The organism is Lysinibacillus sp. Y5S-8 (assembly GCF_036894365.1).
In the GTDB taxonomy this organism is placed as follows: Bacteria; Bacillota; Bacilli; order Bacillales_A; family Planococcaceae; genus Lysinibacillus; species Lysinibacillus fusiformis_D.
Genome location: NZ_CP145889.1, coordinates 15,401 through 37,455, shown reverse-complemented (window position 1 = coordinate 37,455; position 22,055 = coordinate 15,401). Strand labels below are relative to the sequence as shown.

General features: G+C 39.8%; 15 protein-coding genes, 4 rRNA genes, 1 pseudogene and 1 other annotated feature. Of the genes and pseudogenes, 4 read left to right on the top strand and 16 right to left on the bottom strand.

The genetic code is table 11. The features are described 5' to 3' along the window. Nucleotides 1-14: 14 nt before the first annotated feature. The 4 genes from copZ to V6670_RS00140 form a co-directional block, all read right to left on the bottom strand. A complete protein-coding gene (copZ, locus tag V6670_RS00155; protein WP_058843215.1) occupies nt 15-221 on the bottom strand; it encodes a copper chaperone CopZ in 207 nt (68 codons plus the stop codon). A 32-nt stretch (nt 222-253) separates the two neighbouring features. Beyond that, nucleotides 254-586, bottom strand: coding sequence for a metal-sensitive transcriptional regulator (locus V6670_RS00150; RefSeq protein WP_036122075.1), 333 nt, complete (start codon nt 584-586; stop codon nt 254-256). 67 nt (nt 587-653) lie between these two features. Further along, nucleotides 654-1,601 carry a cation diffusion facilitator family transporter gene (locus V6670_RS00145; RefSeq protein ID WP_058843216.1) on the bottom strand — a complete coding sequence of 316 codons (948 nt, stop codon included), beginning with the start codon at nt 1,599-1,601 and terminating at the stop codon, nt 654-656. A gap of 19 nt (nt 1,602-1,620) precedes the next feature. Next, nucleotides 1,621-1,956 carry a metalloregulator ArsR/SmtB family transcription factor gene (locus tag V6670_RS00140; RefSeq protein WP_036122070.1) on the bottom strand — a complete coding sequence of 112 codons (336 nt, stop codon included), beginning with the start codon at nt 1,954-1,956 and terminating at the stop codon, nt 1,621-1,623. A 234-nt stretch (nt 1,957-2,190) separates the two neighbouring features. On the opposite strand from V6670_RS00140, the gene tadA reads away from it, so the two are divergent. From tadA to V6670_RS00125, 3 genes are all read left to right on the top strand, one after another. Then, a complete protein-coding gene (tadA, locus tag V6670_RS00135; protein ID WP_338652204.1) occupies nt 2,191-2,712 on the top strand; it encodes a tRNA adenosine(34) deaminase TadA in 522 nt (173 codons plus the stop codon). Nucleotides 2,713-2,916: 204 nt separating this feature from the next. Continuing rightward, on the top strand, nt 2,917-4,047 hold the full coding sequence (locus tag V6670_RS00130) for an SPFH domain-containing protein (RefSeq protein ID WP_338652203.1): 1,131 nt from the start codon (nt 2,917-2,919) through the stop codon (nt 4,045-4,047). Nucleotides 4,048-4,283: 236 nt separating this feature from the next. Then, nucleotides 4,284-4,526, top strand: coding sequence for a TM2 domain-containing protein (locus tag V6670_RS00125; protein WP_338654417.1), 243 nt, complete (start codon nt 4,284-4,286; stop codon nt 4,524-4,526). Nucleotides 4,527-4,660: 134 nt separating this feature from the next. Here the strand turns inward: V6670_RS00125 and serS are convergent, their stop codons facing one another. The 3 genes from serS to pdxS all read right to left on the bottom strand — a co-directional run bounded on the left by serS (nt 4,661) and on the right by pdxS (nt 7,732). Continuing rightward, a complete protein-coding gene (gene serS / locus V6670_RS00120; protein WP_141905872.1) occupies nt 4,661-5,941 on the bottom strand; it encodes a serine--tRNA ligase in 1,281 nt (426 codons plus the stop codon). Between the two features lie 76 nt (nt 5,942-6,017). Continuing rightward, nucleotides 6,018-6,233: a binding site (T-box leader), on the bottom strand. Between the two features lie 49 nt (nt 6,234-6,282). After that, nucleotides 6,283-6,846, bottom strand: coding sequence for a pyridoxal 5'-phosphate synthase glutaminase subunit PdxT (gene pdxT, locus V6670_RS00115; RefSeq protein WP_338652202.1), 564 nt, complete (start codon nt 6,844-6,846; stop codon nt 6,283-6,285). A 1-nt stretch (nt 6,847) separates the two neighbouring features. Then, nucleotides 6,848-7,732 (bottom strand): pyridoxal 5'-phosphate synthase lyase subunit PdxS, encoded by an 885-nt coding sequence (pdxS, locus tag V6670_RS00110; RefSeq protein WP_338652201.1) that lies wholly within the window; start codon nt 7,730-7,732, stop codon nt 6,848-6,850. A gap of 102 nt (nt 7,733-7,834) precedes the next feature. Between pdxS and V6670_RS00105 the strand changes: the two genes are divergently transcribed. After that, entirely contained in the window at nt 7,835-9,256 is a 1,422-nt protein-coding gene (locus V6670_RS00105; RefSeq protein WP_338652200.1) for a PLP-dependent aminotransferase family protein, read from the top strand. Between the two features lie 18 nt (nt 9,257-9,274). Here V6670_RS00105 and asnB read toward each other — a convergent pair whose 3' ends face one another. The 9 genes and pseudogenes from asnB to rrf (V6670_RS00060) form a co-directional block, all read right to left on the bottom strand. Continuing rightward, entirely contained in the window at nt 9,275-11,110 is a 1,836-nt protein-coding gene (asnB, locus tag V6670_RS00100) for an asparagine synthase (glutamine-hydrolyzing) (protein WP_338652198.1), read from the bottom strand. A 100-nt stretch (nt 11,111-11,210) separates the two neighbouring features. Further along, nucleotides 11,211-12,542, bottom strand: coding sequence for a D-alanyl-D-alanine carboxypeptidase family protein (locus V6670_RS00095; protein ID WP_338652197.1), 1,332 nt, complete (start codon nt 12,540-12,542; stop codon nt 11,211-11,213). Nucleotides 12,543-12,684: 142 nt separating this feature from the next. Beyond that, nucleotides 12,685-14,148 carry an IMP dehydrogenase gene (guaB, locus tag V6670_RS00090; RefSeq protein WP_036122042.1) on the bottom strand — a complete coding sequence of 488 codons (1,464 nt, stop codon included), beginning with the start codon at nt 14,146-14,148 and terminating at the stop codon, nt 12,685-12,687. 301 nt (nt 14,149-14,449) lie between these two features. Continuing rightward, nucleotides 14,450-14,565: ribosomal RNA gene (rrf, locus tag V6670_RS00085) — 5S ribosomal RNA — on the bottom strand. Between the two features lie 187 nt (nt 14,566-14,752). Next, nucleotides 14,753-17,680: ribosomal RNA gene (locus tag V6670_RS00080) — 23S ribosomal RNA — on the bottom strand. A 307-nt stretch (nt 17,681-17,987) separates the two neighbouring features. Beyond that, nucleotides 17,988-19,540: ribosomal RNA gene (locus tag V6670_RS00075) — 16S ribosomal RNA — on the bottom strand. The 16S, 23S and 5S rRNA genes sit together here, the layout of an rRNA operon. A gap of 307 nt (nt 19,541-19,847) precedes the next feature. Continuing rightward, nucleotides 19,848-20,741 (bottom strand): patatin-like phospholipase family protein, encoded by an 894-nt coding sequence (locus V6670_RS00070; RefSeq protein ID WP_036124545.1) that lies wholly within the window; start codon nt 20,739-20,741, stop codon nt 19,848-19,850. 502 nt (nt 20,742-21,243) lie between these two features. Further along, nucleotides 21,244-21,742 (bottom strand): annotated as a pseudogene (gene tnpA, locus V6670_RS00065) (IS200/IS605 family transposase). A 168-nt stretch (nt 21,743-21,910) separates the two neighbouring features. Beyond that, nucleotides 21,911-22,026: ribosomal RNA gene (gene rrf, locus V6670_RS00060) — 5S ribosomal RNA — on the bottom strand. Nucleotides 22,027-22,055: the final 29 nt, after the last annotated feature.

Below are 22,055 nucleotides of genomic sequence, written 5' to 3'. Positions count from 1 at the left end.
GCACTCTGCAACTACTATTTTACATCATAGCCTTGATCATCAATTGTCTCTTTAATTTGATCAATGGATACTTGTGCATCATCAAATGCAACATCAACTAAACCATCTGCTAAATTAACTTTTACTTGTTCAACACCAGCTAAAGCACCAACATTTTTTTCAACTGCACTTACACAATGGCCACATGACATTCCTTGTACATTTAACGTTACGTTTTGCATAATAAAATCTCTCCTTTTAATATGGTTTATATTTATTTTTTCATTAACTTTTGAATCGTTACTACTAACTCATCTAAAACCGCTTCATCGCCCTCTGATAAACGATCTACAACACAACCCTTTAAGTGACCTTCTAATAATATTTTCGCCACACTATTTAATGCTGACTGTGTAGCAGATAGTTGCGTAATAATATCATCACAGTAAACGTCTTTATCAATCATTCCTTTAATGCCGCGAATCTGGCCTTCAATACGATTTAAGCGCGTTGTTAAATCCTTTTTCACACGCTCAGGGTGATGACTTTTTCGACAAGACGTAGCTCCCTCTGTATGACAAACATCATCTTTTACTGTGTCTTCCATTCTACCCCTCCTATCTCAACTTCATAATACTATACCCAAGAAGGGTATGCAAGTCATAAAAATTTTTTTATTCATGATGATGCTCATGATCATTTTTTAATTGGCATAAAATTGTATTTTCATGTTGATGTGATGCCGTTTCTAATTGAATGGTTACATGCTTAATACCCTTATGCTCAAGATTATGTTCAATTTTTCGTAGAATATGCTCACCATCAGCTATTTTTAACTGTTCATTGACAACCGCATGACAGGACAATGCATTCGTTCCACTAGTAATTGTCCAGATGTGTAGATCATGGATACTTTTTATTCCATCCGTCTGTTCTATTAGTTGAATAATCTCCTGAACATCTACATTTGAAGGTGTTCCTTCCATTAAGACATGGATTGAAGCCTTTGTGACATAGTAGCCACTTCTTACTACTAATAAAGCAACAATTACGCTCGCAAGTGGATCTGCCCAGCCCCAGCCAAAAAACATAATTAATAAAGCCGCAACAATTGCCCCTACAGACCCTAGCATATCGCTAAGTACATGTAAAAAAGCGCCACGCATATTTAAATTATCTTTTGTGTCACTGCCACGCATCATAATCCATGCCACTAAAATATTAATGAACAAACCAATCGTACTAATAATAAGCATTCCTGAAGTAGCTACTTCAGGCGGATTGGCAAAGCGTTTAAACGCTTCATAGAAAATAAATAATGCTATCCCTATTAATGTAATACCATTTAATACAGCAGCTAAAATTTCAAATCGTTTATAGCCATACGTTTTACTATAGCTAGCCGCCTTTTCTCCAAACATAAAGGCTAACATCGCAATACCTAAAGAGATAGAGTCACTTAACATATGACCTGCGTCTGATAAAAGAGCTAAGCTATTCGTTAAAAAACCACCAATTGCCTCTACTATCATATAGCCTGTAATAATAATAAACGACAGTAATAACACTTTTTTATTTGCACCATGTGTATGATCATGACCGTGATCGTGTTGATGTCCCATTTGTATTCCTCCATTTCATTTAATTATGTGTCGCATGCTCAATAGCTTGCTTCAATAAATTCATAATGTGATCGTCATCCTTAGAATAATACAAGGTTGTTCCCTCTCTTCGAAATTTCACTAAGCGTAAATTTTTTAAAAAACGTAATTGATGAGAAACAGTCGATTGGCCTAAATCTAAAATTTCAGCAATGTCGTTGACTGAATGTTCATCTGTACAAAGTAAGTTTAAAATGCGAATTCGAGTCGGATCACTCAATGCTTTAAAGGTTTGAGATACTACAAATAATGTCTCTTCATCTAAATGCTGAATTGCAATTTTTTGCGTTTCTGAACTTTTTATTGTTTCATCCATAAAAGTTTACCCCATTCTTGAATATTTATATATGAGCATGTGTTCATATATAAATATATAGGGTTATTTTAGGAATGTCAATAATCAACTATACTGAGGCATAATTACGTTCAGATTTAGCTTTGTGCTTACACAACGAGCTCCTTTCCGATTCCTTGACACCCGTTGAAAGAAAGTTAAAAGTAGCAATTACCAATTAAGCAGGATAAACTACTTTATAAGGAGAGGTTTTTAGTGGATATTTTTGAAACAGATCGTCTATTTATGAAACAAGCATTAAAGGAAGCCAAAAAAGCAGCTATACTTGGGGAAGTGCCTATAGGTGCTGTACTTGTTTACAATGGGGAAATTATTGCAAAAGCTCATAATTTACGAGAAACAACACAAAATGCAACAACACATGCTGAGCTAATGGTTATTCAAGAGGCTTGTAAAAAAATCGGCAGCTGGCGTCTCGAAAAAACAACACTCTATGTTACGCTTGAACCTTGCCCAATGTGCGCAGGTGCAATTTTGCAATCTCGTGTACCACGTGTTGTCTATGGTGCAAGAGATATCAAAGCAGGTTGTGTAGATTCACTCTATCGTTTATTAAACGATGCACGCTTTAACCATGAATGTGAAGTATCTGAAGGAATCTTAGCAGATGAATGTGGACAAATTTTAACCGATTTTTTCCGAACTTTACGTGAACGAAAGAAGGCAGAGAAAAAGGCACGACAAGCGGTAATCGCTGAAAAGGAAAAACCTAATTAATAATAAAATTTAATATAAAAAGAAAAAAGAAGGTGTCTTTGATAAGATACCTTCTTAATTTGTAGCAGTGGCATTTTCATAACACTACTTGTAATAACACTGAAATTCAGCACTATAAATCATTGACATACATAAACTGAAAAGGGAGAATATAACTAGTTACAATTTAGTTTTTTTAGTAAATAAATAAGGGGTTGTATGTTAATGCCTATTCTTGATAGAGTGAAGTTCGATGGATTACGTTCACGTGATTGGTTAATTTACAAGCATCCAACTGATAAGCTAGTACTTGGCACTACACTTATCGTCAATGAAGGACAAGTAGCTATTTTTGTAAAGGGCGGTCAAATATGTGACGTTTTCAATTCAGGAACACATGTTTTGTCAACTAATAACCTACCTATACTTCATAACATTGTAAATTTTGCTTATGGAGGGGAAACTCCCTTCTCAGCAGAGATTTACTTTATAAATCTCACAGTAAAAATGGATCTATATTGGGGAACTACTGATCCTATTCAGTTAATTGATCCAAAATACTTTGTAAAATTGCGTATAAGAGCATTTGGACAATTAGCTCTTCGACTTGATGACTACTTATTATTCTTTACAGAAGTTATTGGCTCTATGAATAAAGATGATATTGTTAGTTTTGAAAAGGTACAAGATTATTTTAAAGGTTCCCTTATTACATCTGTAAAAACTGAACTTGCAAGTAAAATTATTAATGAGAAAATTTCTGCATTGGAAATAACACCGGAGCTTCACAATATTTCAAATAGTTTAAAAGAAAAAATATCAGAAGAATTTATTAAATACGGCTTTATAACAGCACATTTCCATATTCAATCAATTAATTTCCCTGAAGAAGATTTTGAAAAAATAAATGAAATTTTACAAGATAAAGCAAAGTTTGAAATTATGGGTGACAATCGTTATGTAACACAACGTAGCTTTGATGTTTATGAGTCGGCTGCATCAAATGAAAATGGAGTAGCTGGGTTATTTGCAACTGGTGGAGTTGGCTTGGGTGTAGGACAAGGAATGGCATCAATGATGAACCAGCAAGTACAGCAACCTGGTCATCAGGCTACACATAAAATTTGCCCTTCTTGTCATGGTAGTATTTCATCTAGTAGTAAGTTTTGCAATCTATGTGGGGAAAATTTAGTACGAAAGGTCATTACATGTCATTCCTGTCACAATGAAAACGAAGAATCTTCTAAATTTTGTAGTTCTTGTGGAATTATTTTACTCAAATCTGTTTGTTCATGTGGACAAGAAATAGACGTTAATTCAAAGTTTTGTAATAATTGTGGCGCTCAGGTTAAATAAATTCAACAGTTTTTTCCATAACGATTTTTCAAATATATACTTAGAATACAATTGGAGGTATTAACATGAGCAATATCGTATGTCCACAATGTGGTGCACCTGCTGATATCACATTAACTCAATGTAAATATTGCGGGGAAAAATTTAATTTCCAAAATGAACAACAAATTGTGCAACAACCAATCTATCAGCAACCATCACAGCCTGTTTATCAAACGCAGCCACAACAAGTTCCTATGTATGATGGTATCGATCCTTCTTGGCCTATAAAAAGTAAAAATGTAGCTGGGGTTCTCGCTATATTTTTGGGAGGGTTCGGCATTCATAAATTTTATTTAGGTAAGGTTTTTCAAGGAATCATTTATCTTATTTTTTGCTGGACCTATATACCTTCCATTATAGCTTTTGTTGAGGGTATTATTTACTTACTCTCTAATGAACACAATTTTTCTGTGAAACATCGCGTTCGCCTTCGCTAACATTTTTTAAAAAGACTACTGTTGATGATTTAATTTTTCAACAGTAGTTTCTTATTTACTCTATTTTAGAAATTAAAAAAAGCTATTTTAGATTCTCCCCTAAAGGATGGTCTAAAACAGCTTTTATTTGTTTTTTATTTTGGTGCGATTACGTCTTTACCACCCATATAAGGTCTTAAAACTTCAGGAATCACTACGCTTCCATCAGCTTGTTGATAGTTTTCCAGGATAGCCGCAACTGTACGACCAATGGCAAGACCTGAACCATTTAATGTGTGAACATACTCTGGTTTTGCATTTGGCTCACGACGGAAGCGGATATTTGCACGTCGTGCTTGGAAATCCTCAAAGTTAGAACAAGAAGAAATTTCACGGTACATGTTTTGTGCTGGAATCCACACTTCTAAATCATATTTCTTCGCTGCAGTAAAGCCTAAATCGGCTGTACACATTTTTAGTTTACGATATGGTAATCCTAATAATTGCAGTACTTTTTCAGCATGACCTGTTAATAGCTCTAACTGTTCGTATGATTCCTCTGGTTTTACAAAACGAACTAGTTCTACTTTATTGAATTGGTGTTGACGGATTAAACCACGTGTATCACGACCTGCAGAACCTGCCTCTGAGCGGAAGCATGCACTGTACGCAGCAAAGCCTTGTGGTAAAGCCTCAGCTGGTAATATTTCATCACGATAGAAGTTCGTTACTGGAACCTCTGCTGTTGGAATCATGAAATAATCCGTTTCTTCTAATTTGAATACATCTTCCTCGAATTTTGGAAGCTGTCCAGTACCTGTTAAGCTATCACGATTTACAATAACAGGTGGTAGCATTTCCTCATAGCCATGCTCTTCTGCATGTAAATCCATCATGAACGTCATTAATGCACGTTCTAAACGAGCTCCAAGACCACGGTAGAATAAGAAACGGCTACCTGTTACTTTTGCGCCACGTTCAAAATCCACAATTTTCAAATCTGTCGCTAGATCCCAGTGTGCTTTAATATCAAAATCAAATGCTGGAATTTCGCCCCAAGTATATTCTTCAACATTGTCGTCCTCTGTTGTGCCTACTGGTACAGATTCATGAGGAATGTTTGGTAAACGCATCATCATATCTTTAAAGCGCTCTTCTACATCATTTAATTGATTGTCTAATTCTTTAATTTCATCGCCTACCTGACGCATACGAGCAATGACTTCATCTGCGTTTTCCTTGTTGCGCTTCATAATTGAAATTTGTTCAGATACTTTATTACGTTCTGCTTTTAATTCTTCCGTTTTAGCAATTAATTCACGACGCTTTGCATCTAAGCCTTCAAAGTCATCTAAGTTACCTAAATCTTCATTACGTGTTAATAGCATTTCTTTAATTTCTGCGAAATTATCGCGTACACGTTTAATATCTAACATATTCATACCTCCAATAGTTTCTTTAATGATGGGAAATTGTTGCATCAAAATAAACACAAAAAAGCCCTCATCCCTGGAAAGGGACGAGAGCTACCCGCGTTGCCACCCTAATTGACTAGGCGTATGCCTAATCCACTTATTTTATAACGGCATTTCAGCCGGCTACAGCCTACTTCACTCACTTCGACTGTGCAACTCCAGGACGGATTCACAAGTGCTTTTATCAGCTTCCACCAACCGCTGACTCTCTAAAAAAAACGTGCTTGCTACTACTTCCCATCATCGTGTTCAATTATTTAAATTTTAACCATACTGTACTATATGAAAACAAATTTTGCAAGTCATACCATAGAGGAGACAAAATATTCAAGAATTCGCATATCTGCTGTTAATTCAGGATGAAACGAACAACCTAATAAATGACCATCTTGCGCCAAAATTATTTTTCCGTCATGCTGAGCGAGAACATCAACATCTTTACCTACCGCTTCAATATGAGGTGCACGAATAAAAACTGCTGGAATACGTGCACCTATTTTAGGAATATCCAGTTGAACTTCGAAGCTATCTATCTGACGTCCAAATGAATTTCTTGCTACCGTCACATCCATAACTGCTAAATGCGGTTCGTCATCCACTAATTGATTGGCTAATAAAATTAATCCTGCGCATGTGCCAAACACCGGTAAACCTTGCTGTGCAAGTTCACGGATTGGCTCTAGTAGGTCAAAACGGTCCAGCAATTTTCGCATTGTCGTGCTTTCCCCACCAGGTAATACAAGTCCATCGAGATTTACTAAATCCTTCTTCTGTTTTACTAAAACCGCTTCACAATCAAGCGCTTCTAACATTTGGACATGCTCACGAACTGCTCCTTGTAATGCTAAAACACCAATTCGTTTCATTTTACCAGCCTCGCTCTTGCATACGTTCGTTTTGCCCAAGCTGTGCAATATCAATACCCTTCATTGGTACACCGAGCTCTTTTGATATTTCAGCAATTAGCTTATAGTCTTTATAGTGGGTAGTCGCCTCCACAATAGCACGCGCAAATTTTTCTGGATTTTCGGATTTAAAAATACCAGAGCCCACGAAAACGCCATCAGCTCCAAGCTCCATCATTAATGCAGCATCGGCTGGCGTAGCAACACCACCCGCCGCAAAATTTACTACTGGTAAACGACCAAGACGTTTAATTTCTCTTAATAATTCGAAAGGAGCCCCCAGTAATTTTGCCTCCGTCATTAATTCATCTTCTGTCATACCCACTACTTTACGTACCTGAGCATTTACTTTGCGAATATGTCGAACTGCCTCCACTATATTCCCTGTTCCTGGTTCACCTTTTGTTCGTAGCATTGACGCGCCTTCTCCGATACGACGGGCTGCTTCACCTAAATCACGACAGCCGCACACAAACGGTACTGTGTAATCACTTTTTAATAAATGGTATTCTTCATCTGCTGGTGTTAAAACTTCACTTTCGTCAATATAATCAACCCCCATTGCCTCTAAAACGCGTGCTTCAACGATATGCCCTATACGTGCCTTTGCCATAACAGGAATAGTTACAGTCGCCATTACTTCCTCCACAATACGGGGATCAGCCATACGTGCAACGCCACCTGCCTTACGAATATCTGAAGGTACCCTTTCTAATGCCATAACGGCTACAGCGCCTGCTGCTTCTGCTATTTTTGCTTGCTCTGCATTAATGACGTCCATAATAACGCCGCCCTTTTGCATTTCTGCCATTCCACGTTTTACTAACTCTGTACCTGTTTGTTTCATTTTCTAACCTCCACCTTTATGATGAAGTTTAGTATAATAGAAATTGACCATATAAAAATATCCAGTTTTCAAAACAATCATAGGGTCAGGAGGTTATACAACATGGATATGCTTTTATTTCAGCTTGAAAGAGATAGTGATAAACCGCTTTATGATCAACTTTATAACGGTATTAAGGATGCTATTATTTCCAAGAAAATAATGGTAGGAGAAAAATTACCGTCAAAAAGAAAATTATCCGATTTTTTAAACATTTCTCAAACAACAATTGAAATTGCTTATGCACAGTTATTAGCTGAAGGTTATATTATGTCTAAATCACGGATTGGCTACTTTGTTGAAGAAATAGATGAACTACCCTACATTCAGCAAGACAATGTAACCTCCGTCAATGAGCATCCAAAGAAAAAAACATACAAAATTGATTTTAATCCTGGTTCTATTGATATCGATGCCTTTCCGTTTCAAACATGGAGAAAGTATGCGAAAGAGCTTTTTGACGATACCTCAAAAGAATTATTATTAACAGGTGAACCTCAAGGTGAACTTTCTTTACGTACTGAGATTGCAAATTATCTATATCAATCACGCGGTGTTGTCTGTCATCCAGAGCAAATCGTAATTGGCTCTGGTACTGAACAGCTTCTGCCTATGATCCTACGTCTTTTTAACGACGATACCTGCTTTGCCCTAGAAAACCCAGGGTACCCAGCCGTGCATCGTATGTTTTCGCAGCATAGACGAAAAGTCTATCCGATTGCAGTGGATGAAGAGGGAATTATTATTCATGAGCTTGAAAAAACGAGCGCTAATGTCGTTTATGTTACACCCTCACACCAATTTCCTACCGGTGCGGTATTATCTGCCACTAGACGGGCACAAGCTTTAAATTGGGCTGCTCAGAGCTCCTCACGTTATATTATTGAAGATGATTATGATTCGGAATTTCGTTATGCTGGAAAACCAATTCCTGCACTACATGCCTTAGACCGAAATGATAAAGTGATTTACATGAGTACTTTTACAAAGTCATTAATGCCATCCTTGCGAGTAGCTTATTTTGTACTTCCACCTAAACTACTTGCCACATATAACGATGTCTTTAATTATTATTCATCTACTGTACCTCGCTTCGATCAGCATATCGTGGCAAATTTTATGCGAGACGGGCATTTTGCAAAGCACCTTAATCGAATGCGTAAAGTTTATCGAAAAAAACATGATAAGCTAACCTCCTTTTTAGAAAAATATTCTTCAGCGATTAAAATAACTGGTGAACAAGCTGGAATGCATATTTTATTAGAAGTACAGCATATTTTATCAGAAAAACAATTACAACAACTTGCTTCTCAAGCGGAGATTGGTATTTATCCGTTATCTGCTTATAGACTAGACCATTATGAATCTTCACATGCTCAATTTTTACTTGGCTTTGGTGGAATACCTGTTCAAACAATTGAACAATCCATTGAACAACTGATGGATTGTTGGGAAATAGAAAAAAATGACCCGTCTACTAGTTAGTAGATAGGTCATTTTCACTTACGTTTCAATCAATTGAATCTGATAGTGTTCAAACCATGTATGAATTTGCCCTAAATATGCTAAAAGCTGAGGCCCTGCCATTAATTGCCCATACCATGGAATTTTAAAAGAGCTACCTCCAGATTCAATTAACTCTGCAAGCTTTTGTCGTTCAAATAGTTCATGTAAAATTGAATTTTTATCGTGAAGGATTTCTTTCAACCATTTTTGAACACCTGCTGTATAAACAGGATGGTACGTTTTAGGATAAGGATTCTTTTTACGATACAACACTTCATCAGGTAATAAGTGTGCCATTGATTTTCGAAGTAACCCTTTTTCTATTCCATCCAAATTCTTCATTTCCCACGGAATATTCCAAGCATATTCCACAAGCCTATGATCTGCAAAAGGAACACGCACCTCTAAACTTGCCCCCATGCTCATACGATCTTTTCTTTCTAACAATGTTTGCATGAACCAGAGCATATTTAAATAAAACATTTCTCGATGTCTTGCTTCTGCCGGACTTTCTCCATCTAACAACGGTACTTCAGCCATTGTTTGTGTGTAGAGTTGATGTGCATAGGACTCAATTTTTAATTTTTTATCCCACTTCTCTTGAAGTAATCCACCTCTTTCAGACAATGAACGAATCCAAGGAAAACCCGAAGTTTTTTCTTGAAACCATGGGTATCCACCAAAAATTTCATCTGCACACTCTCCTGATAATGCTACAGTAAAATCTTTTTTTATTTCTCGACAAAACCATAATAACGATGAGTCGACATCTGCCATTCCAGGAGAATCCCGGACGATCACCGATTCTACTAATAAATCAATTAACTGCTGTTGCGTGATTTCCTCTGCATGATGTGTTGTCTGGAAAGTATCCGTCATTTTTTGAATCCAATACGTATCCGTTGATGTTTGGAAAGCATGTGGATTAAAGAAACGTTCATTATCTTCGTAATCGATAGAAAATGTATGCAATTTATGATTTTGTTGTTGAAATCTATTTGCTGCAATGCCGGTAATAATACTGGAATCAAGTCCACCTGAAAGAAATGTACAAATAGGTACATCTGAAATAAGTTGACGTTCAATAGCATCCGTCAATAAAAAACGAACATGCTCAGTAGTTTCCTCTAATGTTTCTTCATGCCTTTGGCTTTGTAGCTGCCAATATGGCCACTTTTTCAAGCCTTCTCTGGAAAACCGCATAGCATATCCCGGTCTTAATTCCTCGATATTTTGAAAAAGTGTCTTGCCTGGTGCTCTAGAGGGTCCTACAGCCATCATACTTGCCAATCCTTCCACATTTACACTTGCTTGAACCGTCGGATGTGCCAACAAGGCCTTCACTTCAGATGCAAAAAGCACACCGCCTTGTTGCTCTGTATAATACAAAGGTTTCACACCTAATCGATCTCGGCATAAAAATAGTGATTGTGTTTGCTCATCCCAAACACCGAAGGCAAAAATGCCATTTAAAAAATCTACACATTTTTCTTTCCACTCAATATAGGCAGTTAATAACACTTCCGTATCTGAATGTGTTGTAAAGCTGTGTCCTCTTTTTAAAAGTTCTTTACGTAACTCTTCCGTATTATAAAGTTCGCCATTGTATGTAATGACATAGTTTACGCCATCATATATTTTTTTCATTGGCTGTTTGCCGCCAATTAAATCGATAACTGCCAATCGTCGATGGCCAAATGCAATATGCTCACTACACCAAATATTTTCATCATCCGGCCCTCTTTTATTTAATGTTTGTGTCATCGATTTTAAAATTGTGTCACTTGTTCTTAAATCCCTTTGAAAACTAGCCCATCCTGTAATTCCACACATTTAGCCACATCCTTTCGCCTATTAGCTTATGCAGGACTATGCTAAAATGTGAAAAAGCACATGAATGCTTTATAACATTCATGTGCTCATTAACTATAGATTAAAATAGTCCTCCAACAAAGTCTGCAATGCCTCCCCATAAATTGCCGAAGAAGTTACCTATACCTTGGAAGAACAATGAAATACCGCTAGCACGCTCTACAGCCTCTGTTGTGACAACATCGGATGAAATATCCTTGCCATCGATAAAGCCGTAATCAGTGCCTTCTGTGCGCTCAATAACGACCTTTCCTACAACAGTGTCTTTCTTAACATCTGCCTCTAAACTCTTTTTATCTAAAACCAATGTAGGTTTATATAAATCTTTATCAGAAGACTTAATCATAAATGAAATTGGTTCTTTTACTGCAATCGCTACTTTGTCTTCTTTACCTTTTGTCACTTTTACTGTTTTTTGATCTTTGAATGTATAGTTCGCTGGTAAAATTTCTTGTTTAGAGAATTGTGAAAAACCATAATTAAATAATTTTGCTGTGGCATCAAAGCGAGCTGCATATGATCCTTGTCCATTTGCATCAACAGCTTTCATAACAACTGCAATCAAACGAGTGCCATTGCGCTCCGCAGTACCTGTGAAGCAGTGACCTGCAAAGTTTGTTGTACCTGTTTTTAATCCATCTACACCTTGATACTCATACACTAATCCAGGTAACATAAAGTTCCAGTTAGACATTTCAATTGCATCATCTGTGCCTTCACGGAACGTTTTCTTTGTAATTTGAGATGTTTCTAAAACCTTCGGGTGGTCTTTTAATAGATGATACGCCAATTTAGCTACAGATTTAGCAGGCATCACATTTTCGTCTTCTGGACCTGTACCTGATGGATGCATACCAAATAAATCAGCGTTATTAAGACCCGTAGAATTGACAAATTTATAACCCTCTAAGCCAAGTTCCTCTGCCTTTTTATTCATTAACTTTAAAAATTCAGTCTCAGAACCCGCAATCGTTTCGGCAATAGCTACGGTTGCCGCATTTGCCGAATAAATGGCCATGGCTTCGTATAACTCACGAATCGTGTAAGAGCCATCTCTACGTAAAGGTACATTACTTAATGCACGATTTTGAGACATACGATACGTATAATCTGTTACTTGATATTCCTGTTCCCACTTAACTGTCCCTGCATCAATCGCGTCCAGTAACAGGTATTCAGTCATCATTTTCGTCATACTTGCAATACCTAGTGAAGTATCTGCGTTTTGTTCATATAAAATTTTCCCTGAATCTGCGTCAATTAAAATCGCAGCATCCACTGTTAATCCCAAATCTGTTTCCGCATTTGCCTTTGCAGGAATACCCGCAAAAATACTAAATAATAAAACAGGAATTAGGAGTAAACGTAATACGGTGTTCATTTTCTTTTTCACCTTTAAAGCCCTCCAAAAAAATAATCTTGTCCTCGACATTTTATCATAGATAACAACAACCGTGTTGACTCTCTACCATAAAAAAATGCTCTCGCGCCATCTTTGTAGACGATGCGAAAGCATAAAAGTTGCAAGTAATTTATTACATGGAATAGTTTGGTGATTCTTTTGTAATCTGTACATCATGTGGATGTGATTCACGTAGACCAGCACCTGTCATTCTAACAAATTGTGCATTATCTCGTAGGTGCTCAAGATGTGGTGCTCCACAATAACCCATACCAGCGCGAATACCACCAATCAGTTGGTAAATTGTATCAGCTAATGGTCCCTTATATGGAAGGCGACCCTCAATACCCTCAGGTACTAATTTTTTCGCATCCTCTTGGAAGTAACGATCTTTAGAACCTTTTTCCATTGCTCCGATAGAACCCATACCACGGTAAACTTTGAAACGACGTCCTTGGAAGATTTCTGTTTCTCCAGGAGATTCAGATGTACCTGCAAGAAGTGAACCAAGCATTACAACATTACCTCCAGCTGCTAGAGCTTTTACGATATCACCAGAGTATTTAATACCGCCATCAGCAATAATTGTTTTACCAAGCTCACGAGCTACTGTAGCACAATCATATACTGCTGTAATTTGTGGTACACCCACACCAGCTACAACACGTGTAGTACAAATAGAACCTGGACCAATACCTACTTTAACAACATCTGCACCAGCTTCAAATAATGCACGTGCACCTTCTCCTGTAGCTACGTTACCAGCAATAATCTCTAACTCTGGGTAAGTTTCTCGGATTGAACGGATTGTTTGTAAAACGCCTTCTGAATGCCCATGGGCTGTATCGATTACTACAATGTCAACTTGTGCTTCTACAAGTTTCTCAATACGCACCATTGTATCTTTTGATACACCGACTGCTGCTCCTACTAGTAAACGACCATGTGTATCTTTAGCAGCATTCGGGAACTCAATTACTTTCTCGATATCTTTAATTGTAATAAGGCCAGTTAATCTACCTTCTTCATCTACAATTGGAAGTTTTTCGATTTTATATTGTTGAAGAATTTTTTCAGCATCCTCTAAAGTCGTTCCAACAGGTGCTGTAATCAAATCTTCTTTTGTCATTACATCTTCAATTTTTAAAGAGTAATCAGAGATAAAACGTAAGTCACGGTTTGTAATAATCCCTACTAGCTTTTGATTTTCCATACTATCAACAATAGGTACACCAGAGATTCGGTATTTACCCATTAGATGCTCAGCATCGAAAACTTGATGTGTCGGAGTTAAGAAGAATGGGTTTGTAATAACACCATTTTCAGAACGTTTTACTTTTTCTACTTGTTCAGCTTGCTCATCGATCCCCATGTTTTTATGAATAATACCGATACCGCCTTGACGTGCCATAGCAATCGCCATTTTAGACTCTGTAACTGTATCCATACCTGCACTGACCATTGGAATGTTTAATTTAATCTTTGGTGTTAATTGAACAGATAGATCAACATCTTTCGGTAATACTTCGGAATGAGCTGGTACTAATAATACATCATCAAAAGTTAAACCTTCTTTGGCAAATTTAGTCTCCCACATTTTCGTAACTTCCTCCTATAGTTAAAAGAATATTAATTGTAAGATTAACAACGTGGACTGCTACTGTCAAGAAACTTATAAAAGAAAGACAATTCAGATTTTTAATGATAGCAAATTTTAATTAAAAATCCAAATAAATAGCTACAGTAAAAATATAGAATGAGTTAGATATATTTAATTTTTTCATAATATTTCTTAGAAGGTAATTGTTTTTTGTAGAAAATCCTTTAAATTATTAAAGAATTTCATTAGGAAATAGGAAATAAAAAAACAGCCAGCACACAGCTGACTGTTTTATTGTGCCTAGCGACGTCCTACTCTCACAGGGGGAAGCCCCCAACTACCATCGGCGCTAAAGAGCTTAACTTCCGTGTTCGGTATGGGAACGGGTGTGACCTCTTTGCCATCATCACTAGACTATGGTCGGCTTTCAATATACATCGCATTTCTTCGTCAGCTTCTGTCGTTCAGTCAGTCACGTACTTGAGTACGCTCCTTCCCTCTCTCCATTGCTTCCTCGAACTACTCGTATCTTGAAACCCTTCATAAAAGAAATTATTCTTTCAAAACTGGATAAACGGTTCATTGAATGTTTCAAACGTTTTTGGTTAAGTCCTCGATCGATTAGTATTCGTCAGCTCCATGTGTCACCACACTTCCACCTCGAACCTATCTACCTCATCGTCTTTGAGGGATCTTACTTACTTGCGTAATGGGAAATCTCATCTTGAGGGGGGCTTCATGCTTAGATGCTTTCAGCACTTATCCCGTCCACACATAGCTACCCAGCGATGCCTTTGGCAAGACAACTGGTACACCAGCGGTGTGTCCATCCCGGTCCTCTCGTACTAAGGACAGCTCCTCTCAAATTTCCTACGCCCACGACGGATAGGGACCGAACTGTCTCACGACGTTCTGAACCCAGCTCGCGTACCGCTTTAATGGGCGAACAGCCCAACCCTTGGGACCGACTACAGCCCCAGGATGCGATGAGCCGACATCGAGGTGCCAAACCTCCCCGTCGATGTGGACTCTTGGGGGAGATAAGCCTGTTATCCCCGGGGTAGCTTTTATCCGTTGAGCGATGGCCCTTCCATGCGGAACCACCGGATCACTAAGCCCGTCTTTCGACCCTGCTCGACTTGTAGGTCTCGCAGTCAAGCTCCCTTGTGCCTTTACACTCTACGAATGATTTCCAACCATTCTGAGGGAACCTTTGGGCGCCTCCGTTACCTTTTAGGAGGCGACCGCCCCAGTCAAACTGTCCGCCTGACACTGTCTCCTGCCCCGCTAAGGGGCATGGGTTAGAATTTCAATACAACCAGGGTAGTATCCCACCGACGCCTCCTTCGAAGCTGGCGCTCCGAGATCTCTGGCTCCTACCTATCCTGTACAAGTTGTACCAAAATTCAATATCAGGCTACAGTAAAGCTCCACGGGGTCTTTCCGTCCTGTCGCGGGTAACCTGCATCTTCACAGGTACTATAATTTCACCGAGTCTCTCGTTGAGACAGTGCCCAGATCGTTACGCCTTTCGTGCGGGTCGGAACTTACCCGACAAGGAATTTCGCTACCTTAGGACCGTTATAGTTACGGCCGCCGTTTACTGGGGCTTCAATTCGCAGCTTCGCTTGCGCTAACCACTCCTCTTAACCTTCCAGCACCGGGCAGGCGTCAGCCCCTATACGTCACCTTACGGTTTTGCAGAGACCTGTGTTTTTGCTAAACAGTCGCCTGGGCCTATTCACTGCGGCTCTCATGCGCTTGCACGCTCAAGAGCACCCCTTCTCCCGAAGTTACGGGGTCATTTTGCCGAGTTCCTTAACGAGAGTTCTCTCGCACACCTTAGGATTCTCTCCTCGACTACCTGTGTCGGTTTGCGGTACGGGCACCTCTCACCTCGATAGAGGCTTTTCTTGGCAGTGTGAAATCAGGAACTTCGTCCATACGGACTCGCCATCACAGCTCAACGTTACAGTGTGCGGATTTGCCTACACACACGCCTTACTGCTTGGACGCGCATAACCAACAGCGCGCTTACCCTATCCTACTGCGTCCCCCCATTTCTCAAACGGTGAGGAGGTGGTACAGGAATATCAACCTGTTGTCCATCGCCTACGCCTATCGGCCTCGGCTTAGGTCCCGACTAACCCTGAGCGGACGAGCCTTCCTCAGGAAACCTTAGTCATACGGTGGACGGGATTCTCACCCGTCTTTCGCTACTCATACCGGCATTCTCACTTCTAAGCGCTCCACCAGTCCTTCCGGTCTGACTTCAACGCACTTAGAACGCTCTCCTACCACTGACATCGTAGATGTCAATCCACAGCTTCGGTGAATCGTTTAGCCCCGATACATTTTCGGCGCAGCGTCACTCGACCAGTGAGCTATTACGCACTCTTTAAATGATGGCTGCTTCTAAGCCAACATCCTGGTTGTCTGTGCAACGCCACATCCTTTTCCACTTAACGATTACTTTGGGACCTTAGCTGGTGGTCTGGGCTGTTTCCCTTTTGACTACGGATCTTATCACTCGCAGTCTGACTCCCGTGTATAAATATCTGGCATTCGGAGTTTGTCTGAATTCGGTAAACCGGGATGGCCCCCTAGTCCAAACAGTGCTCTACCTCCAGTATTCTCATCACGAGGCTAGCCCTAAAGCTATTTCGGAGAGAACCAGCTATCTCCAAGTTCGATTGGAATTTCTCCGCTACCCACACCTCATCCCCGCACTTTTCAACGTGCGTGGGTTCGGGCCTCCAGTAAGTGTTACCTTACCTTCACCCTGGACATGGGTAGATCACCTGGTTTCGGGTCTACGACCACGTACTATTTCGCCCTATTCAGACTCGCTTTCGCTGCGGCTCCGCCTTCTAAAGCTTAACCTCGCACGTAATCGTAACTCGCCGGTTCATTCTACAAAAGGCACGCTATCACCCATTAACGGGCTCTAACTACTTGTAGGCACACGGTTTCAGGATCTCTTTCACTCCCCTTCCGGGGTGCTTTTCACCTTTCCCTCACGGTACTGGTTCACTATCGGTCACTAGGTAGTATTTAGCCTTGGGAGATGGTCCTCCCGGATTCCGACGGAATTTCACGTGTTCCGCCGTACTCAGGATCCACTCAGGAGAGAACGAACTTTCGACTACAGGGCTTTTACCTGCTCTGGCGGACCTTTCCAAGTCGCTTCATCTAACTCGCTCTTTTGTAACTCCGTATTGAGTGTCCTACAACCCCAAGAGGCAAGCCTCTTGGTTTGGGCTCTTCCCGTTTCGCTCGCCGCTACTCAGGGAATCGATTTTTCTTTCTCTTCCTCCAGGTACTTAGATGTTTCAGTTCCCTGGGTCTGCCTTCAAGACGCTATGTATTCACGTCAAGATACTACGCGATTAAACGTAGTGGGTTCCCCCATTCGGAAATCTCCGGATCAAAGCTCACTTACAGCTCCCCGAAGCATATCGGTGTTAGTGCCGTCCTTCTTCGGCTCCTAGTGCCAAGGCATTCGCCGTGCGCCCTTAATAACTTAACCTAACAGCTTTCAATACACATCACATTTCGTTGTCAGCTTCACTCGTTCAATCAGTCACGTACTCAAGTACGCTCCTTCATTCACTCGATTGCTTCCTAGAACTGCTCGTGTCTTGAAACCTTTTAATGTTATTAAGCCTATAAAAAAACTTAAAAAATAAATGTGTTTGTTACAATTTCAATGTCGTTTTATCCAGTTTTCAAAGAACAAGTTTTGAAGATGTTCATTCAAGAAGAATGAACCTTCAAAACTGAACGCAAAACGTAATCTTACAAACCCTAGGTTTGTATTCCGAAATAATCCTTAGAAAGGAGGTGATCCAGCCGCACCTTCCGATACGGCTACCTTGTTACGACTTCACCCCAATCATCTATCCCACCTTCGGCGGCTGGCTCCAAAAAGGTTACCTCACCGACTTCGGGTGTTACAAACTCTCGTGGTGTGACGGGCGGTGTGTACAAGGCCCGGGAACGTATTCACCGCGGCATGCTGATCCGCGATTACTAGCGATTCCGGCTTCATGTAGGCGAGTTGCAGCCTACAATCCGAACTGAGAACGACTTTATCGGATTAGCTCCCTCTCGCGAGTTGGCAACCGTTTGTATCGTCCATTGTAGCACGTGTGTAGCCCAGGTCATAAGGGGCATGATGATTTGACGTCATCCCCACCTTCCTCCGGTTTGTCACCGGCAGTCACCTTAGAGTGCCCAACTAAATGATGGCAACTAAGATCAAGGGTTGCGCTCGTTGCGGGACTTAACCCAACATCTCACGACACGAGCTGACGACAACCATGCACCACCTGTCACCGTTGCCCCCGAAGGGGAAACTATATCTCTACAGTGGTCAACGGGATGTCAAGACCTGGTAAGGTTCTTCGCGTTGCTTCGAATTAAACCACATGCTCCACCGCTTGTGCGGGCCCCCGTCAATTCCTTTGAGTTTCAGTCTTGCGACCGTACTCCCCAGGCGGAGTGCTTAATGCGTTAGCTGCAGCACTAAGGGGCGGAAACCCCCTAACACTTAGCACTCATCGTTTACGGCGTGGACTACCAGGGTATCTAATCCTGTTTGCTCCCCACGCTTTCGCGCCTCAGTGTCAGTTACAGACCAGATAGTCGCCTTCGCCACTGGTGTTCCTCCAAATCTCTACGCATTTCACCGCTACACTTGGAATTCCACTATCCTCTTCTGCACTCAAGTCTCCCAGTTTCCAATGACCCTCCACGGTTGAGCCGTGGGCTTTCACATCAGACTTAAGAAACCACCTGCGCGCGCTTTACGCCCAATAATTCCGGACAACGCTTGCCACCTACGTATTACCGCGGCTGCTGGCACGTAGTTAGCCGTGGCTTTCTAATAAGGTACCGTCAAGGTACAGCCAGTTACTACTGTACTTGTTCTTCCCTTACAACAGAGTTTTACGAACCGAAATCCTTCTTCACTCACGCGGCGTTGCTCCATCAGGCTTTCGCCCATTGTGGAAGATTCCCTACTGCTGCCTCCCGTAGGAGTCTGGGCCGTGTCTCAGTCCCAGTGTGGCCGATCACCCTCTCAGGTCGGCTACGCATCGTCGCCTTGGTGAGCCGTTACCTCACCAACTAGCTAATGCGCCGCGGGCCCATCCTATAGCGACAGCCGAAACCGTCTTTCAGTGTTTCACCATGAGGTGAAACAGATTATTCGGTATTAGCCCCGGTTTCCCGGAGTTATCCCAAACTATAGGGTAGGTTGCCCACGTGTTACTCACCCGTCCGCCGCTAACGTCGAAGGAGCAAGCTCCTTCTCTGTTCGCTCGACTTGCATGTATTAGGCACGCCGCCAGCGTTCGTCCTGAGCCAGGATCAAACTCTCCATAAAAGAAATTTGAATAGCTCAAATTGTTTTGCTGGCATCATTTTGATGTCCAAAATTTTGTTTCGTTCACTAACCGAAGTTAGTTACTGAAAACTTTATTGATTACGTTTTGCTTGTTCAGTTTTCAAGGTTCATTTTATGTTTTCTCTTTGTTAAGAGCTAACTTTTATATAATAACATGTTTAATATTTAATGTCAACAGTTATTTTATTTTTATATTTTAGTAGTTGCTTATCTCAACAGCAACTTTTATATAATAACACCTCATTTATTATTGGTCAATAGTTTTATATAAATAATTTTAAACGAACTAAAATTTCAACCTTGGCCAATTCCGTAAAAATTGAATTGTACGATTTCTTCCTATTTCTAAAAGAGTTTCCTTTGTCTCCTCATTTAAATCAAATTGAGTTGCACTATAGTCTTCTACAGGAATAAAGATAATATCTCTTTCATGTCGCCTTGATATATACCTCTCATCATGTGCGTCTTTCATAGTTGAAAATAATGCTTCAAATAAGTTTAGGCCATTTTTAATTTCTTGCGGACATTGTTCTTCTCTCCTTCTGCTTAGCTTCAAACCCAAAATTGGTCGTACTTTTCGACCTTCTTTATCATCAAATATCCATAATGGGAAATTACTTAAAACCCCACCATCCACGATTACTGATTCTCCTTTGCCAGTTTTTAAGGTAACTGGTTCAAAGAAAAATGGTATACCACAACTCATACGTAGTGCACAAGCAACTGAAAAGTTCTTCGCATCAATCTGATATTTGTGTAGATCATCTGGTAAAACAATCATTCTACCATTGGTCAAATCTGAAGCTACTAATTTTAGTGAATCTTTAGGCAAATCTCCAAAAGTATATACACCTTTTGCAGCTAATTTTTGAAAAAACCATTTTTCTAATGCCTTTCCTTTATAAAGACCTAAATGATTATAAACATTTATCCATTTCATAAAAGGGAAAGGTAATATTGTTCTTCTAGGATCCAGTAATGAAGGTACATCCAATTCTTCTAGCATAGCTTCGATCTCTTTACCGCTATATCCCGCAGCAATAAACGCAGCTAAAATTGCACCTGCACTTGTACCAGCTACACGTTTAAAACGAAAATGTTCAGCTTCTAGTACTTGATATGCCCCAACCAGGGCAAATCCCTTCAAACCACCACCAGAAAAAACGCCATCAATCCACAAAATTTCCTCTCCTTTTTGATGTAATCTTTACAGTATAAGAGAGGGTAATGATGATTAGAACTAAAATTTATACTTTATTGTCGAAACCTAAAACATGGTTAACAACTTTTGTTTATGATTGAATTAATTTTTATCAATATATGGAATAGAAGGGATTTCATAAAAGGAAGGTAATTAGTATATACTGACCTATTAATTAAGAGAGGCGTTTTTTCTATGGCGGTTAAGAGTAAGTTACCCATTTGAAGTAAAAATGAGGGCAAATGAAATGAAGTAGCTTGTATACCAGTAAAACAAGTACTAAAGGAACTGAATATAAAACACACACAGTTAAAATGCTATTGAAACATTCGTAGAGGAGAAAGAGGCGAAACAGCCAGGTAAGGTAAGGGCAGGCAATACATTTCGTTATGGTTAAGGTGAAATCACTACATTTTTCAGAAATCTACCAACAAAAAAATAGTGTAACGATTTATGCAAAAATATAATTGGTCTTATAATGTCATAGTAGAGAAAGGAAGCGCACAGGACATTCCATACAAATAGCTGAAAATAAATTTAAATTAGTCAAGATTTTTATGCATGAACAACCCTTCATGATCATTTGATCCTCAAGAATACTGTTGTCATTGACTATATATTCCTGAATGTTTTTTGTTTCTTCCTACTGTATCTACATAATATCCACGACACCAAAACTCCCTGTTAATATATTTGTATTTCAGATTCGCCTGTCAATCAAATTTCATTAAACTACCTTTCCCTTTCAAATAACCCATATGAAACACTTAATTTTGGAGGATTACTCACCAACATATGAATATAATCAGGGCAGGCTGTTGCTTCGATAATTTCTGCTCCTTTCTTTCACCTAACTAGCAAAGGATTCTCCCTATATTAACTTTGATTTGTCCACAAATAATCTGCCTTCTATATTTTTGCGCAAAGACAATGTGATACTTATAATTCCATGTTGTGTGTGCTAAACTCTTGTTATCTATTTGGATCCCCTTTCGTACGAAGTCGGTTGACCAGACCTGAATTCATTATACGATTGGAGATTTTTTCTTGTCCATAGCTAGAAGCTCTTTAGAACCCCTCGCATAGCAAGGGGTTTTCAAAAGATACAAAAATAAAAAACAGCCAGCACACAGCTGACTGTTTTTATTGCCTAGCGACGTCCTACTCTCACAGGGGGAAGCCCCCAACTACCATCGGCGCTAAAGAGCTTAACTTCCGTGTTCGGTATGGGAACGGGTGTGACCTCTTTGCCATCATCACTAGACTATGGTCGGCTTTCAATATACATCGCAT

Bases quoted from the DNA above. Each gene is read 5' to 3' on its own strand.
- copZ (WP_058843215.1), bottom strand. From the start codon at position 221: ATGCAAAACGTAACGTTAAATGTACAAGGAATGTCATGTGGCCATTGT.
- V6670_RS00150 (WP_036122075.1), bottom strand. From the start codon at position 586: ATGGAAGACACAGTAAAAGATGATGTTTGTCATACAGAGGGAGCTACG.
- V6670_RS00145 (WP_058843216.1), bottom strand. From the start codon at position 1,601: ATGGGACATCAACACGATCACGGTCATGATCATACACATGGTGCAAAT.
- V6670_RS00140 (WP_036122070.1), bottom strand. From the start codon at position 1,956: ATGGATGAAACAATAAAAAGTTCAGAAACGCAAAAAATTGCAATTCAG.
- V6670_RS00130 (WP_338652203.1), top strand. From the start codon at position 2,917: ATGCCTATTCTTGATAGAGTGAAGTTCGATGGATTACGTTCACGTGAT.
- V6670_RS00125 (WP_338654417.1), top strand. From the start codon at position 4,284: ATGTATGATGGTATCGATCCTTCTTGGCCTATAAAAAGTAAAAATGTA.
- serS (WP_141905872.1), bottom strand. From the start codon at position 5,941: ATGTTAGATATTAAACGTGTACGCGATAATTTCGCAGAAATTAAAGAA.
- pdxT (WP_338652202.1), bottom strand. From the start codon at position 6,846: ATGAAACGAATTGGTGTTTTAGCATTACAAGGAGCAGTTCGTGAGCAT.
- pdxS (WP_338652201.1), bottom strand. From the start codon at position 7,732: ATGAAACAAACAGGTACAGAGTTAGTAAAACGTGGAATGGCAGAAATG.
- V6670_RS00105 (WP_338652200.1), top strand. From the start codon at position 7,835: ATGGATATGCTTTTATTTCAGCTTGAAAGAGATAGTGATAAACCGCTT.
- asnB (WP_338652198.1), bottom strand. From the start codon at position 11,110: ATGTGTGGAATTACAGGATGGGCTAGTTTTCAAAGGGATTTAAGAACA.
- guaB (WP_036122042.1), bottom strand. From the start codon at position 14,148: ATGTGGGAGACTAAATTTGCCAAAGAAGGTTTAACTTTTGATGATGTA.